Below are 13,916 nucleotides of genomic sequence, written 5' to 3'. Positions count from 1 at the left end.
CCTGGGCAGTAGAGTGGTGCACATGGCACTCGGGGACCTCGAACGCGAGGTCATGACGCAGTTGTGGGACGCGACCGGGCCGCTGACCGTGCGGCAGGTGCACGAGCGGCTCAGCCGGGACCGCGACCTCGCGTACACGACCGTGATGACCGTGCTGGACCGGCTCGCCAAGAAGGGCGTGGTCACCCAGCAGCGGGCCGACCGCGCCTACCGCTATGCGCCGGCGCAGACCCGCGAGGAGATGACCGCCGCGGTGATGCTCGACGCGCTGTCCGCCACGCCCGACCAGGACGCCGCGCTCGCCTACTTCGTCGGCCAGTTGCCGCCCGACGCCCTGGCCGCCGCGATCGAGGCTGCGAACCGGAAATGATGGCTTGCCATTCGATTTTGGGGTGGTGGGCGGGGCGGTTGGACGGATGACGGCGCTGCTGTTGGGCGCGCTCGGGTTGACGCTCTCGCTGCTGGTGCCGGGTCCGCTGGCCGCCGCCCGCTGGCCCGACCGGGCGCCCGCCGCCGCCGTCCTGCTCTGGCAGGCGATCACCCTGGCCGCGGTGCTCTCCGCCCTCGGCGTGGTGCTGGCGGCGCCCGAGGAACTCACCCGCGCGGCCGGTTCGGGCAGGTTCGTGGCGACCGCGGCCCTGGTCGGTGCGCTGACGGTAGCGGCGGTCGTCGTCACCCGACTGCTTTTTTGCCTGTACGGGGTGACCAAGCGTTCCCGGCAGCGGCGCACCCGGCACCGGCTGCTCGTCGACCTGCTCGATCGCGCCGAGCGGCGGCAGGAACTCGGCGTGGACAACCTGCGGGTGCTCGACGGTGCGCTGCCGCTCGCGTACTGCGTGCCCGGGCGCGAACCGCGGGTGGTGCTCAGCGACGGCGTGCTCCGGGTGCTCGACCGGCCACAGGTCGACGCCGTCCTGGCGCACGAACAGGCTCATCTCCGGCATCGCCACGAGTGGGTGCTGGAGTCGTTCACCGCCTTCTATCGTGCCGTGCCGGGTCCGCTGCGCAGCCGGGCGCCGCTGGACGCCGTACACCTGCTCCTGGAGATGGTGGCCGACGATGCCGCACGTCGCCGCACGGGCCCGGACCCGCTGCGGGCCGCGCTCGAAAGGCTGACCGACGCCGTCCCCCTGGCGGAGGAAATCGGGCCGGACCCGATGGGTGCGGCACGCGCCCGGAGGCTGGCCCGGCTCACCCGCCCGGACCGCCGGCCGGCGCTGCTGAACACGGCGGTGGCGGTGGCCGCGACCGGGCTGCTGGTGCTACCCACCGTGATCCTGGTGGTGCCGTGGCTCGACCGCGCGCTGGATGCCTGGCCACTCTGAGCAGTTTCCGGCGGCTCCGACTTCATATATCTGGTTGATCAGGAGTACGGTGTTCTCCGGTTCGGCAGCCCCCCATCGGTCAACCGTCCGATCTGACGAGCCACCGCCGTCGGCGGCTCGACGGAAAGGACTACGCACCCACGTGAAACGGATCGGGGCAGTTCTGCGCGGTCTGGTCTGCGGTGTCGCGGTAGTCGGCACCGTTCTCACCACCGGGCCCTTCGCCGCGCACGCCGCACCCTCGCCGTCCGCCATCGAGGCGCAGATCGACAAGCAGTGGAACGAGCTCGAGCCGGTCATCGAGCAGTACAACGACGTCCACGGCAAGCTGATCAAGAACCAGGCCCAGATGAAGAAGCTGTCCGCCCAGCTCACCCCGCTGCAGGTGCAGGTGGACGTGGCGCTCTCGCAGGTGCGCGGCCTCGCGGTCGACGCCTACAAGCAGGGTGCGCCGAACGCGTTCAACGCCATGCTGATCAGCGGGTCGCCGACCGGGCTGACCGACAAGCTGACCTACCTCGACCAGCTGTCCCGGCACCAGCACGCGCAGATCGCCGGAGTGGCGAAACTGCGCGACAAATACGCCGGGATGAAGGCCGATCTCGAGGTGCTGACCGAGGCGGTGGCGGCTCGCGACGCCGACCTCGCGCAGAAGAAGAAGGCGATCGAGTCCGAGATCGGCAAACTTCAAAAGCTCAGGATCCAGGCGTACGGTGCGGCCGACAAGAGCGACGGTCCGCTGCGCCTGGGCGCGTGCCCGGTGACTTACAGCAACGACAAGGGCGGCCGCGCCGCGCAGAAGGCGTGCGACCTGATCGGCAAGCCGTACGTCTTCGGCGCCGAGGGTCCGAACAGCTTCGACTGCTCGGGCCTGACCAAGGTGGCGTGGGCCAGCGTCGGTGTGCACCTGGAGCACTACACGAAAGACCAGTGGGCCTCCGGCCGGTCGGTGTCACGCAGTGAGCTGAAACCGGGTGACCTGGTGTTCTACTACCCCGGCAGCCTGCACCACGTGGCCCTCTATATCGGCGGCAACCTGGTGGTGCACGCCCCACACACGGGCGACCACGTGCGGATGGCAACGATCGACCGGGCGACCATCGCCGGTTACCGAAGGCCGTCGTAGGCACGACGTGTTCTCGACCGGGGCCCGGGTGACTCGTCACCCGGGCCCTGTCACGTCCCGGGCATAATTCGGTGTCATGAGCGACTCGCCCCTGATCGACAGCCTGACCGCCGCGGTGCAGGCCCGGCCCGACGACCTGCCGCTGCGCCTGCACCTGGCCGAGCTGCTGGTCACCGCGGGCCGGGGCGCCGAGGCGATCGGGCACGCCGCTCAGGTCCTGGCCCGCGAGCCGGAAAACGAGTCCGCCCAGCGCCTGATGACAGCCGCCCTGGGCGGTGCGACCGCCGCCCCGGGTGGCGCTCCGCCGGCCCCTCCCGGGTCCACCTCTCCCGCCGCGTCCACCTCTCCCTCCGGGTCCACCCCTCCCACCGGCGCCTCCACCCCTTCCGCGCCCATCCCTCCCGGCGGCGTCTCCATCCCGCCTGCGGCCACCCCTCCCGGCGGATTTTCCGCCCACCGCCCGAATTCTCCCTCTAACTCGGACAATTCGGTTGACTGGGCGGCTATGGAGCAGGAGCTCGGTGACATCGTGCCGCCGCGGTTTGCCAAAGCCGACGACGAGCCGGATCCGGTTGAGGGGCACGCCGACCGCACGTTCGACGTCGAGAAGTCGACGATCACGCTGGCCGACGTGGGCGGCATGCAGGAGGTCAAGAAGCGCCTCGAGGTGTCGTTCCTCGGTCCGCTGCGCAACCCGAAGCTGCGGTCGCTGTTCGGCAAGAGCCTGCGCGGCGGCCTGCTGCTCTACGGCCCGCCCGGCTGCGGCAAGACGTTCCTGGCCCGCGCGGTCGCGGGCGAGATGGGCGCCGCGTTCATCTCGCTCACCATCACCGACGTGCTGAACATGTGGATCGGCAGCTCCGAGCGCAACCTGCACGACCTGTTCCAGTCGGCCCGCGGGCACGCGCCGTGCGTGCTGTTCCTCGACGAGATCGACGCGCTCGGCCACAAGCGCAGCCAGCTCAACTCGTCGTCCATGCGCACCGTCGTCAACCAGCTGCTCACCGAACTGGACGGCGTCGACGCCAACAACGACGGCGTCTTCGTGCTGGCCGCCACGAACGCCCCGTGGGACATCGACTCGGCGCTGCGCCGTCCCGGCCGGCTCGACCGTACGCTGCTGGTCCTCCCACCCGACAAGGCCGCGCGCGCCGCCATCCTGGAGTATCACCTGCGCGACCGGCCGGTGGCCGGCGTCGACCTGGGCAGGGTCGCCGACGCCACCGAGCACTACTCCGGCGCCGACCTGGCCCACGTCTGCGAGACCGCCGCCGAGTTCGCCATGCGCGACTCGATCGCCACCGGCGAGATCCGCATGATCGCCCAGGCGGACATGCTGGCCGCCGCCCGCGAGGTCCGCCCGTCCACCGACGGCTGGTTCGCCACCGCCCGTAACGTGGCGATGTTCGCGAACGAGAGCGGCGAGTACGACGACTTGGCGGCGTACCTCAAGAAGCGCAAGCACCGCCCTTGACCTCCGACGCCTACCACCGGGCCCACCGCCTGGCCGAGGTGGGCCGCCTGGCCGACGCCGAACGCACCGCCCGGGACGCGCTGGCCGCCACCCCCGCGGACGGCCGCCTGCTGACCCTGCTCGCCTCGGTGCTGCGCCTGCAACGGGACTACGCCGCCGCCCTGTCCACCGCCGGCGCCGCGGTGGCGGCGGCACCGAGCCTGGCCGACGCGCACGCCGAACGCGCCGAGTGCCTGATCCTGCTGATCCGCTCACGCGACGCGGTGGCCGCCGCCGAGGAGGCGGTACGCCTGGCCCCGCACGCCCCCGACGGCCACCTGGTGCTGGCCCGCGCGCTGGCCGCGACCCGCGCCTACCCGCGCGCGCAGGCCGCCGCGGCGCACGGTCTGGCCCTGGCCCCCGGCTCGGTGGCGGCCCTGCTCACGGTGGCCGACGTGGAACGCGACGCCGGCCACCGCGAGGCCGCCACCCGGGCCGCCCGCGCCGTGCTGGCCGTGGACCCCGGCAACGCGTACGGCCAATGGTTGATTGCCATGCTCGACGCCGAACGCCTGCGGGTCCGCCGCTCGATGCGCGGCCTGCGCGACGTGGCGGGGCAGAACCCGGCCCGCCCCGACGTGATGTCGCTGACCTGGCCGATCCGCGGCGTCCTGAGTGGCCTGCGCCGCGGCCTGACCGCCGGCGCTATCGTCGTCTGCCTGCTGCTGGTGGCCGGGCACTGGTGGCCTCCGGCCGGCATCTTCGCGCGCGTGCTGTCCGCGGTGCTGGCCCTCGTCCTGGCGGGTTTCGCCGCCCGGGTGCTGGTGCCGGCCGGCGGCCTGCCGTGGCGCTGCCTGGCCCTGCTGCCGGCCCTGATGCGCCGCGCGAATGTGGCCGCCCTGATCACGGTGGCGGCAGCGACCGCGCTGCTGGTCGGCCATGCGGTCACGGGCTGGTGGTGGTTGGCGGCGCTGGCGCTGGCGGCCGCCCCGGCGATGTGGTCGTTCAGCCTGCTCGAGTTGGTGGGCGCGGGCTTGGACGACCCGGGTTTCCGGCAGGCGTTCCGCGACCTGGCCGGCGCGTTCCGCGACTGGTGGCGGACGACAAAGCGAGACCTGCGAACCGCCTGGCACGACGACCGGAATTGAGGCCGGCCGATCGGTAATTCCGCAAGATCGGGAGTGCGACATGGCCGACCGGGCGACCGGGAGCTCACCCGGGAAAGCAGCGTCCTCGCGCCGCTCGGTCAACAGGACGTGGCGCTCTTGATGGGAGCCAAGGAAGCAACCGGACATCCAGCTGCTGAACCGCCGCTTCGGGGGTGGCGCCGATAGTCTGCGGGTATGAGGCTCGACTGGCCGGACTGCGAAAACGTCCGTGATCTCGGCGGCCTGCCCACGCGGGACGGTGGGCGCACCCGGCCGGGCGGGCTGATCCGGGCCGACGGGCTGCACCGGCTCACGCCTCACGGCGTCGCTTCGGTGCGGGCCGCCAACGTGGGGCGTTTCCTCGACCTGCGCGGCTTCGCCGAGTGCGAGCGCGAGCCCAGCCCGTTCGCCGCCGACCCGGCCTACCACCACGTGCCGCTGCTCGACGAGGTGCTGACCTACGAGGTCCAGCACGACACCTACGCGCCCATGCTCGAGCACAACCGCGACCGGATCGCCGGCGCCTTCCACCTGCTGGCGGTGGCCCCGCCGGATGCCGCGGTCGTGGTGCACTGCGTCGGCGGCCGGGACCGCACCGCCGGCCTGGTCGCCCTGGCCCTGGCAATAGCCGGCGTGGAGCCGGAGGCGATCATCGACGACTACGGCCTGAGCCCGGAACGCGACCCGATCTCCATGCGCAACACGCTCGCGCACGTGGACGAACGCTACGGCGGCGCCGAGGCCTACCTGCACGAGATCGGCGTCGCACCGGCCGACATCGAGGAGGTCCGGCGCCGGCTGCGTAGCTAACCGCTGCGTAGCTAAGACGTGGCCTGGCGGGTCCATTGCATGGACAGGCCGGTCACCGCGCGTTCGGTGCGGATCTCCAGGAGCGTGCCCAGGATGGTGGCCCGGTCGAAGACCAGCGGGGTGTCGTCCAGGCCGTAGGTGACCCGGTCCGAGACGAAAGCGGGGGTGCCGGGCGGCTGCGCCAGCAGCGTCGCCTCGGAGTCCGCCAGGATGCCGGGCCGCACCGACTCGGCGGCGCGGTGCACCACGATGCCGCGGTCGGCCAGGGCGGCGTAGAGCGACGTGCCGCTCAGGTCCGTCTCGGCCAGCTCGGTGCCGCGGATCCAGGAGAGCTGGTGGACCGCGGGGCGGCCGGCCAGCAGGCGCAGGCGTTCCAGGCGTACCGCGCGGTCGGCGTCGCCCAGCTGGGCCGACACCCACCTGGGCGGGCGGTGCACGGCCTGGCCCAGGATCTGCGTGGTGACCAGGTGGCCCTGGCTGCGCAGATCCTCGGCGAAGCCGCGCAGCGAGTCGAGGCGGTAGGCGGCCCGCGGCTCGGTCACGAACGTGCCGCGGCCGGGCTGCTGCGACACCAGGCCGTCGTCCTCCAGCTGCCGCAGCGCCTGGCGCAGGGTTGCCAGCGTCACCCCGTACGCCGCGCTCAGCTCTTTCTGCGGCGGCAGGGCCGATCCGGGCGGCAGCTCGCCGCCGCGGATCTTGCCCGTCAGGTCAGCGGCGATCGCCTGGTATTTCGGGGTGCGCGGGGTGGTCAGCGTGATCCTCCAGGGCGTCGAGTTCCCGGCGCAGCGCCGCGACCTCGTGCCGCAGATCGTCCGGCGTGGCTCCGTCCAGCACCCTACGCATCAGGGCCGATGCCACCACCACCCCGTCCCCGGCGCGTCCGGCCTCGGCTGCCTGCTCGGGACCGGAAACCCCAAAACCAATCATGACGGGTACGTCGGAGACGGCCTTGATCCGGTCGGCCAGGGTCACCGCGGACTCGGCCAGGGTCGCGCGCTCGCCGGTGGTGCCCATCAGGCTCACGGCATAGACGAAGCGACGGGTCCGCGCCACGATCTCGGCCAGCCGGTCGTCCGGGGTCACCGGCGCCGCCAGCAGGATCAGGTCGACGCCGGCGGCCGCGGCGGCCTCCTCGACCGCGCCCAGCTCGTCCACCGGCAGGTCGGGCACGATCAGCCCGGTGATGCCGGCCGCGGCGAGCCGCCGGCAGAAGTCCGCCGGTCCAGAACGCATGACCAGGTTGGCGTAGGTCATCACGATAAGTGGTACGTCGAACTTTATTTCGGAAATGTCAGCCAAGAGCGACGCCACGGAGACGCCGCGGGACAACGCGCGGTCCGAAGCCTGCTGGATCGTCGGGCCGTCCAGCATCGGGTCCGAGAACGGGAGCCCGATCTCGATCATGTCGGCCCCGGCGGCCTGGTACGCGAGGAGGTAGTCGGTCCAGTCCGCGGTGATACCGCCGGTGACGTACGGGATAAGTGTTTTCACAGTGCCCCCATGTCCTTGTCGCCGCGTCCGGACAGCGTGAGCAGCACGGTCGATCCGGCCGGCAGGTCGGCCGTGCCCGCCGCGCGCAGCACCCAGGCCACCGCGTGCGCCGACTCGAGCGCGCAGATGATGCCCTCGGTGCGGGCCAGCCGGCGGACCGCCGCGACCACCTCGTCGTCGGTCACGGTCCGGTAGTCGGCACGCCCGATCGCGCCGAGGTGGGCGTGCTCCGGACCGATACCGGGGTAGTCCAGGCCCGCCGCGATCGACTCCGCCTCGGACACCTGCCCCTCGTCGTCCTGCAGCACCATCGACCGGGCGCCGTGCACCACGCCGGTCGCGCCGTTGGTCATCGCCGCGCCGCCGGCCGCCTCGACGCCCACCAGCCGGGCCGGGGTGTCGACGAATCCGGTGAACGTGCCGGCCGCGTTCGACCCGCCGCCCACACAGGCCACCACCACGTCCGGCAGGCCGGGGGCCTGCCGCCGGGCCTCGGTGCCGATCACCCGCTGCAACTCACGCACCATCCAGGGGTACGGGTGTGGCCCGCCGACCGAGCCGAGCAGGAAGTGTGCGCCGTCGACGTCGGCCACCCAGGCCCGCATCGCCTCGTTGGTGGCGTCCTTCAACGTGCGGCTGCCGGTGCCCACCGGGATCACCTCGGCGCCCAGCATGTCCATCCGCTGCACGTTGAGGTGCTGGCGCTCGATGTCGCGCTCGCCCATGTAGATCGTGGCCCGCAGGCCGAGCAGCGCGGCCGCCGTCGCCGTGGCCACCCCGTGCTGGCCGGCGCCGGTCTCCGCGATCAGCCGGGTGCGGCCCATCCGGCGGGCGAGCAGGGCCTGGCCGAGCACGTTATTGATCTTGTGGGAGCCGGTGTGCGCCAGGTCCTCGCGCTTGAGCCAGAGCGTGATGCCGAGCGCGGCGGAGAGATTGCGGGCCGGGGTGAGCGGCGTGGGCCGGCCGGCATAGACGGCAAGCAGTTCGTCCAGTTCGTCGCGGAAGTTCTTGTCGGCCCAGGCCGCCCGGAACGCCTGGGCCAGTTCGGCGCAGGCCGGTACCAGGGATTCCGGCACGTACCGGCCGCCGAAGTCACCGAACCGGCCGAGCGCCGGTTCCGCCATCAACGTCATCGCACACACCTCCAACAGTTATAGAACTCTCCGCCGCAGTGTTGCATAACGCGGCGGAGAGTTCTAGAACTTTCTGAGGTATTACTTGGCGGCTGCCTCGTACAGCTTCTCCGGAGCGACGGCGCCGGCGAAGACCCGGCCGTCGTCGGTCACCAGCACGCTGAACAGCGTCCCGGAGAACAGCCGTCCCTTACCCCACGCGCCGCTGACCTCGGGCAACGCCTGGCTGAACGCGGCGCCGAACTGCGCCTCCTCGGGGCTCTGCGGCTGCGCCGCCCCGCCCTTGTCAGCGGTGTCGGTCTTTTCGGCCGGCAGCTTGGCGGTGACGATCGAGGTCCAGCCGTCACCGATCACCCGGAGTCCGCCGTCGTTCGCCTTCTCGGCCTCGGCGAGGTCCTTGGCCATCCGCTTGTGCTCCTCGGCCAGCTTTGCGGCGTCCTCGGAGGACAACTCGGCCTTGGCACCCGCGGAGCCCTCGGTCACCTTGGTGCCCGGCGGCGGGTTGAACGTGAACTGCTCGGCGTCCGGCACCTCGAAGCTGATCTGCTGGAACGCGACCCGGACCGCCGGGCTGGTGGCGTTCTTGGCGTAGACGTCGACGCGCAGCGGAATCTTGTGCTCGGCGTCGATCGCCAGGCGCACCTGGCCGATCAGCGACGCGGTGTCCTTCGGGCTGAGCACCAGTTCGTACGCGTCCCGGCCGGCCACCTTTGCGGCGCCGGTGGTGCTGACCTTGGTGGTCGGGTCGATCGCGGCGAGCGCCGCGTCGGCCGCCTCCTGCGGGGTCTTGGGCACCACGCCGGTCAGCGATTCCGGCTTCCGGTCGGCCTGGCCGGCCGGCAGCTTCAGGTGGGACGCGGTCTTTTCGGCGCTGTCCCACAGCCAGACGTCCGACCCGTTGCGGATCACGTCCGTCTCACCCTGCTCGCCGAGCAGCGCGAGGCGTACCTTCTCTTCGCCGGCGTACCAGACCCGGGCGGTGTTGCTGCCCGCCAGCAGGCTGGTGAGGTCGGCCTTGCCGGAACTCGGCACCAGGTTGGCGATGGGCCCGAGACCCAGGTCGGCACTTTCCACGATGGTGCCGGACAAGCCGTCGACCTTGGCGTTCTGGACGTCGACGAGCAACTGCGCCGCGCTGCGCTCCGGCAGGGCCGGATCCGCACTCGCGACGATCGTGCCGGCCGCCGCGCCACCCCCGAGGACCACAACCGCAGCAGCGGCGGGTACGAGCCAGCGCAGCGCCGGCCTGGACTTGACCACGGACACGATGTCCACCTCCGTTTCTTTCTGGACCCAGCGTGCCGTGCGGCCGCTGTGACAGCGCTGAGAGCTTCCCCTAGGGGCGGCACCTGACGTGTAAAGGTGTTCTCGTGCGGTTGCTGGTGGTGGAGGACGAGGCGCGCCTGGCGGCGGCGCTACAGCGTGGCCTGCAGGCCGAGGGATTCGCGGTGGACGTGGCCGGCGACGGCCAGGACGGGCTGGAGATGGCCCGGCACGGCGGCTACGACGCGATGATCCTGGACGTGATGCTGCCGCGGCTCAGCGGCTACCGGGTGGTGCGCCAGTTGCGGGCCGAGCGCAACTGGGTGCCGGTGCTGATGCTCTCGGCCAAGGACGGCGAATACGACCAGGCCGACGGCCTGGACTGCGGCGCCGACGACTATCTGACCAAGCCTTTCTCGTACGTGGTGCTGCTGGCCCGGCTGCGCGCGCTGCTGCGCCGGGGCGCCCACGAGCGGCCGCCGATCCTGACCTTCGGCGACATCGAACTCGACCCGGCCGAGCGCCGGGTCACCGTGGCGGCCGGCGAGGTGGTGCTGACCGCCCGCGAGTTCGCCCTGCTGGAATACCTGATGCGCCGTCCCGGCGAGGTGGTCAGCAAGATCGAGTTGCTGGACCACGTGTGGGACGCCGCGGTGGAGACCGCGCCGAACGCGGTCGAGGTGTACGTGGGATACCTGCGCCGCAAGATCGGCCGGGACCGGCTCGAGACGGTACGCGGCGCGGGGTACCGCCTCGCCACGCTGACGGCGGACTAGGTGCGCCGGCCCACCGAGTTCAGCCTGCGCTCGCGCCTGCTGTGGCTCACCGTGCTGGTGATGACCGCGGGACTGGCCGCCGGCGGCATCCTGCTGATCGGCGTGCTCAACTTCGCGCTGCTGCGGGCGGTCAACACCGAGGCGCTGGACACCGCCCGGGGCGTGGCCAAGCTGATCAACCAGGACCAGCTCAGCCTGCCGATTCCGGTCAGCCCGGCCATGCAGGTGCAGGTGATCGACGGGCAGAACCGGGTGCTGGCCATCTCGGCGGGCGCGGACCGGCTGGTACCGATGCTGCGCCCGGACGAACTGGACGGGATGGCCGAGGGCGACCTGCGCGACATCCCCGGCAACCGGATCGGGCTGTCCGGCGGCGCCCGGGTGGTGATGGTGCCGGCCGGGCCGCCGACCGCGCCGCTGCGGGTGCTGGTGGCCCGGTCGACCGACGACCTGCGGCAGGGCGTACACCTGCTGCGTGTCACCCTGCTGGTCGCGTTCCCCCTGCTGGTCGGCATGCTGGCGCTGATCAAGTGGCGGATCCTGGGCGCCGCGCTGCGGCCGGTGGAGGCGCTGCGGGCCGGCGCCGAGGAGATCACCGGCGGCACCCGGGCCGGCACCCTGCCGGTGCCCGAGGCGCGCGACGAGATCTACCGGCTCGCGGTCACGCTCAACGGCATGCTGCACCGGCTGGACGCGGCCCGGGCCCGGCAGCGCGCGTTCGTGGCCGACGCCGCGCACGAACTGCGCAGCCCGCTCACCACCATGCGCACCGAACTCGAGGTGGCCCAGCGGCTGCCGGCGGGCAGCACCGACTGGCCGGCGCTCTCCGCCGACCTGCTCGCCGACGTGGAACGGCTCAGCCGGCTGGTCGACGACCTGCTGCTGCTGGCCCGCTCGGACGACGGCGGGCCGGCAATGCCCCGGCTCGCCGACATCGACCTGGACGCGCTGGTCGCCGACGTGGTGTCGCGCTACCCGGACATCGGCTACGAGCGGCCGGACACGCCGGTCACCGCCACGGTCGAGCCGGACGCGATCGGGCGGGTGGTGGCCAACCTGATCGACAACGCGTGCCGGCACGCCCGCTCCCGGGTGCGGGTCGAGGTGGCCGACGAGGGTACGCACCGGCTGATCACGGTGACCGACGACGGCCCGGGCATCCCCGAGGCGGATCGTGAACGGGTCTTCGACCGGTTCACCCGCCTCGACGACGCCCGCGCGCGGGACGCCGGCGGGTCCGGACTGGGCCTCGCGATTGTCCGTGAGTTGGTACGCCGGCACGGTGGCACGATTACCCTCGGTGACGCGAACCCCGGCCTGCGGGTGGACGTCCGCCTGCCGGCGAACAATTGGTGATTTCGGGGAACTTTTCCGCGGCGTCCGCCGACCAACAGCCGTGCCCGGCACCGGGCGATTCGACACGCGGAAGGTATCGACACCGATGTCCCTGCTCAAGCGCACCGCCGTGCTGGCCGCTCTGGTCGGCGGCCTGACGCTCGCGCTGGCCGGCCCGGCTGCCGCGCACGTGACCGTGAACCCGAACACCGCCGCCCCCGGCGGTTACGCCAAGGTGAGCTTCCGCGCGCCGAACGAGTCGGACAGCGCCGAGACCGTCAAGATCGAGGTGAACATGCCGGCCGACGCGCCGGTTGCCTCGGTGTCGGTCAAGCCCACCCCCGGCTGGACCGTCGAGGCCGTCAAGGGCAAGCTGGCCACCCCGCTCAAGGCACACGGCTCGGAGATCACCGAGGCGGTAACGAAGATCACCTGGACCGCGTCGGCCGGCAACGGCATCAAGCCCGGCCAGTTCCAGGAGTTCGACGTGTCGATGGGCCCGCTGCCCGAGAACGCGCAGCAGATGGTCTTCAAGACCCTGCAGACCTACTCGGACGGCACGGTCGTGCGCTGGATCGACGAGCCCACCACCGACGGCACCGAGCCGGAGAGCCCCGCACCGGTCCTCAAGCTGGCGGCTGCCCCGGCCGCCCCCGGTGCCGCCCCGGCCGCCCCGGCCGCCGAGGCCGCGCCCGCCGAGGAGTCCGGCGGTTCGAACGCACTCGGCATCGCCGGCCTGGTAGCCGGCCTCGCGGCGCTGGTGCTGGCGCTGCTCGCCTACCAGCGCGCCGGCCGCACCGCACCCGCGACCGCCACGGCGAAGTCCGAGCCGGTCGACGCCACCAAGAGCTGACGCCCGCGCGGCGCATCCCCCGAGCGCGGGCGGGGTGCGCCGGGGCGCCATCGGCCCGGTGGTCAGGGGGCAGCCCCGGACCACCGGGCCGATCCGTTTCCTCCGGCGGCGCGGGCCTCAGGACGCGTAGCGTTTTTCGGCGCGGGCGCGCGCCTTGGCGGCCTCGACCTCGCGGTCGCGGGGCGGCGCGACGGTCACCAGCTCGCCCAGCAGGTCGGCGGTGGCAGCCGCGACCGCGGCCACGGCCCGGTCGAACGCCTCCTGGTTGGCCCGCGACGGCCGGGTGGACCCGGCGATCTTGCGGACATATTGCAGGGCCGCGGCCTGGATCTCGTCGGAGGTGGCCGGCGGCTCGAAGTTATGCAGCTGATGAATGTTGCGGCACATGGCTGTCAACCTACGCCTGGCGTACGACAAAAATCGGTCGCCGTGATCAATGTTGTACGGTGTGCAGGAACGCCTTTGTGGGGAGGGCGCCGGTGCAGCAGAGGCAGAGACCCGGGCCGCGGCGGGCGCTCACCGAGGAGGAGATCCTCGATGCCGCCCTGGCCCTGGTCGACGCGGGCGGCGCCGAGGCCGCATCGATCCGGCGCATCGCGGCTGCGGTCGGGGTGGCGCCGAACGCCGTCTACACCTACTTCCCGGACAAGGCCGCGGTCGAGCGCGCTCTGGTCGAGCGGCTGCTCGGCGAGGTCGACCACGCCACTGCGGTGGCCAGCCGGGCCGAGGCCGGACCGGGTGCGGCCGAGGCGGCCGGCCGCGGCGACTGGCGGGTCGGCGTCGAACTGCTGGCGCTCGACCTGCGCCGCCGGCTGGTGGCCCACCCCGGCGTGGTCCCGCTGCTGGTCGGCGGGCCGATGGAGGGGCCGAACGCACTGTTCCTCGGCGAGCGGCTGCTCGACCTGATGGCCGCGGGCGGCCTCGAACCGGCGGTCGCGGCGCGCGGAGCGTACCTGGTCATGGTTTATGTTCTTGGTGCGATCGCGCTCGAGGTGGCCGACGCACCGCGGGCCGCCGCCCTGCCCCCGGAGGCCGAACGCATCACCGCCCGCCGCACCACGCTGGGCCGGGTGCCCGGCGAACGCTTCCCGCGCGCCGCCGCGGCCGCCGGCGTGATGGCCACCTGGGTGGGCACCGAGCAGTACCTGTGGGGCCTGCGCCGCGTGCTGGACGGCCTGGAACGCAGCCGCGAAATAGAATAGG

General features: G+C 72.4%; 15 protein-coding genes. 10 read left to right on the top strand and 5 right to left on the bottom strand.

Going from position 1 to position 13,916, the window contains the following annotated elements; genetic code table 11:
* Nucleotides 1-22: 22 nt before the first annotated feature.
* The 6 genes from Ari01nite_RS12505 to Ari01nite_RS12480 all read left to right on the top strand — a co-directional run bounded on the left by Ari01nite_RS12505 (nucleotide 23) and on the right by Ari01nite_RS12480 (nucleotide 5,862).
* Nucleotides 23-370 carry a BlaI/MecI/CopY family transcriptional regulator gene (locus Ari01nite_RS12505; protein ID WP_203781354.1) on the top strand — a complete coding sequence of 116 codons (348 nt, stop codon included), beginning with the start codon at nucleotides 23-25 and terminating at the stop codon, nucleotides 368-370.
* Nucleotides 371-416: 46 nt separating this feature from the next.
* Complete coding sequence (locus tag Ari01nite_RS12500; protein ID WP_203781353.1) at nucleotides 417-1,325, top strand: M56 family metallopeptidase; 909 nt, start codon at nucleotides 417-419, stop codon at nucleotides 1,323-1,325.
* Between the two features lie 142 nt (nucleotides 1,326-1,467).
* Nucleotides 1,468-2,451 carry a C40 family peptidase gene (locus tag Ari01nite_RS12495; protein ID WP_239162696.1) on the top strand — a complete coding sequence of 328 codons (984 nt, stop codon included), beginning with the start codon at nucleotides 1,468-1,470 and terminating at the stop codon, nucleotides 2,449-2,451.
* A gap of 76 nt (nucleotides 2,452-2,527) precedes the next feature.
* Entirely contained in the window at nucleotides 2,528-3,925 is a 1,398-nt protein-coding gene (locus Ari01nite_RS12490; protein ID WP_203781351.1) for an AAA family ATPase, read from the top strand.
* Nucleotides 3,922-5,052 (top strand): hypothetical protein, encoded by a 1,131-nt coding sequence (locus tag Ari01nite_RS12485; protein ID WP_203781350.1) that lies wholly within the window; start codon nucleotides 3,922-3,924, stop codon nucleotides 5,050-5,052. The genes Ari01nite_RS12490 and Ari01nite_RS12485 overlap by 4 nt, the downstream gene beginning before the upstream one ends.
* Nucleotides 5,053-5,247: 195 nt before the next feature.
* On the top strand, nucleotides 5,248-5,862 hold the full coding sequence (locus Ari01nite_RS12480; protein WP_203781349.1) for a tyrosine-protein phosphatase: 615 nt from the start codon (nucleotides 5,248-5,250) through the stop codon (nucleotides 5,860-5,862).
* A gap of 11 nt (nucleotides 5,863-5,873) precedes the next feature.
* Here the strand turns inward: Ari01nite_RS12480 and Ari01nite_RS12475 are convergent, their stop codons facing one another.
* The 4 genes from Ari01nite_RS12475 to Ari01nite_RS12460 all read right to left on the bottom strand — a co-directional run bounded on the left by Ari01nite_RS12475 (nucleotide 5,874) and on the right by Ari01nite_RS12460 (nucleotide 9,752).
* Nucleotides 5,874-6,542 (bottom strand): GntR family transcriptional regulator, encoded by a 669-nt coding sequence (locus tag Ari01nite_RS12475; protein WP_307837776.1) that lies wholly within the window; start codon nucleotides 6,540-6,542, stop codon nucleotides 5,874-5,876.
* Between the two features lie 28 nt (nucleotides 6,543-6,570).
* Nucleotides 6,571-7,353, bottom strand: coding sequence for a tryptophan synthase subunit alpha (gene trpA / locus Ari01nite_RS12470; protein ID WP_203781348.1), 783 nt, complete (start codon nucleotides 7,351-7,353; stop codon nucleotides 6,571-6,573).
* On the bottom strand, nucleotides 7,350-8,486 hold the full coding sequence (trpB, locus tag Ari01nite_RS12465) for a tryptophan synthase subunit beta (RefSeq protein ID WP_203781347.1): 1,137 nt from the start codon (nucleotides 8,484-8,486) through the stop codon (nucleotides 7,350-7,352). Before trpB ends, trpA begins: the two co-directional genes overlap by 4 nt.
* Before the next feature lie 81 nt (nucleotides 8,487-8,567).
* Nucleotides 8,568-9,752, bottom strand: coding sequence for a LolA family protein (locus tag Ari01nite_RS12460; RefSeq protein WP_203781410.1), 1,185 nt, complete (start codon nucleotides 9,750-9,752; stop codon nucleotides 8,568-8,570).
* 104 nt (nucleotides 9,753-9,856) lie between these two features.
* Here Ari01nite_RS12460 and Ari01nite_RS12455 point away from each other — a divergent pair, with 104 nt between their 5' ends.
* The 3 genes from Ari01nite_RS12455 to Ari01nite_RS12445 all read left to right on the top strand — a co-directional run bounded on the left by Ari01nite_RS12455 (nucleotide 9,857) and on the right by Ari01nite_RS12445 (nucleotide 12,713).
* Nucleotides 9,857-10,525, top strand: coding sequence for a response regulator transcription factor (locus Ari01nite_RS12455; protein ID WP_203781346.1), 669 nt, complete (start codon nucleotides 9,857-9,859; stop codon nucleotides 10,523-10,525).
* Nucleotides 10,526-10,564: 39 nt separating this feature from the next.
* Nucleotides 10,565-11,881: a sensor histidine kinase gene (locus Ari01nite_RS12450; protein WP_203781409.1), complete on the top strand. Its 1,317-nt coding sequence runs from the start codon at nucleotides 10,565-10,567 to the stop codon at nucleotides 11,879-11,881.
* An 85-nt stretch (nucleotides 11,882-11,966) separates the two neighbouring features.
* Nucleotides 11,967-12,713 carry a YcnI family copper-binding membrane protein gene (locus tag Ari01nite_RS12445; protein WP_203781345.1) on the top strand — a complete coding sequence of 249 codons (747 nt, stop codon included), beginning with the start codon at nucleotides 11,967-11,969 and terminating at the stop codon, nucleotides 12,711-12,713.
* Nucleotides 12,714-12,830: 117 nt separating this feature from the next.
* Here Ari01nite_RS12445 and Ari01nite_RS12440 read toward each other — a convergent pair whose 3' ends face one another.
* Nucleotides 12,831-13,100: a DUF2277 domain-containing protein gene (locus Ari01nite_RS12440; RefSeq protein WP_203781344.1), complete on the bottom strand. Its 270-nt coding sequence runs from the start codon at nucleotides 13,098-13,100 to the stop codon at nucleotides 12,831-12,833.
* A gap of 92 nt (nucleotides 13,101-13,192) precedes the next feature.
* Between Ari01nite_RS12440 and Ari01nite_RS12435 the strand changes: the two genes are divergently transcribed.
* Nucleotides 13,193-13,915 (top strand): TetR/AcrR family transcriptional regulator, encoded by a 723-nt coding sequence (locus Ari01nite_RS12435; protein ID WP_203781343.1) that lies wholly within the window; start codon nucleotides 13,193-13,195, stop codon nucleotides 13,913-13,915.
* Nucleotide 13,916: the final 1 nt, after the last annotated feature.

Origin of the sequence: Paractinoplanes rishiriensis, from assembly GCF_016862375.1 — a bacterium.
In the GTDB taxonomy this organism is placed as follows: Bacteria; Actinomycetota; Actinomycetes; order Mycobacteriales; family Micromonosporaceae; genus Actinoplanes; species Actinoplanes rishiriensis.
The sequence above is the reverse complement of the archived record's forward strand: the minus strand, read 5'-3'. Positions and strand labels throughout refer to the sequence as shown.

Excerpts from the sequence above, each read along its gene's own strand:
- Ari01nite_RS12505 (WP_203781354.1), top strand. The coding sequence starts at position 23 with ATGGCACTCGGGGACCTCGAACGCGAGGTCATGACGCAGTTGTGGGAC.
- Ari01nite_RS12500 (WP_203781353.1), top strand. The coding sequence starts at position 417 with ATGACGGCGCTGCTGTTGGGCGCGCTCGGGTTGACGCTCTCGCTGCTG.
- Ari01nite_RS12490 (WP_203781351.1), top strand. The coding sequence starts at position 2,528 with ATGAGCGACTCGCCCCTGATCGACAGCCTGACCGCCGCGGTGCAGGCC.
- Ari01nite_RS12480 (WP_203781349.1), top strand. The coding sequence starts at position 5,248 with ATGAGGCTCGACTGGCCGGACTGCGAAAACGTCCGTGATCTCGGCGGC.
- trpB (WP_203781347.1), bottom strand. The coding sequence starts at position 8,486 with ATGACGTTGATGGCGGAACCGGCGCTCGGCCGGTTCGGTGACTTCGGC.
- Ari01nite_RS12445 (WP_203781345.1), top strand. The coding sequence starts at position 11,967 with ATGTCCCTGCTCAAGCGCACCGCCGTGCTGGCCGCTCTGGTCGGCGGC.
- Ari01nite_RS12440 (WP_203781344.1), bottom strand. The coding sequence starts at position 13,100 with ATGTGCCGCAACATTCATCAGCTGCATAACTTCGAGCCGCCGGCCACC.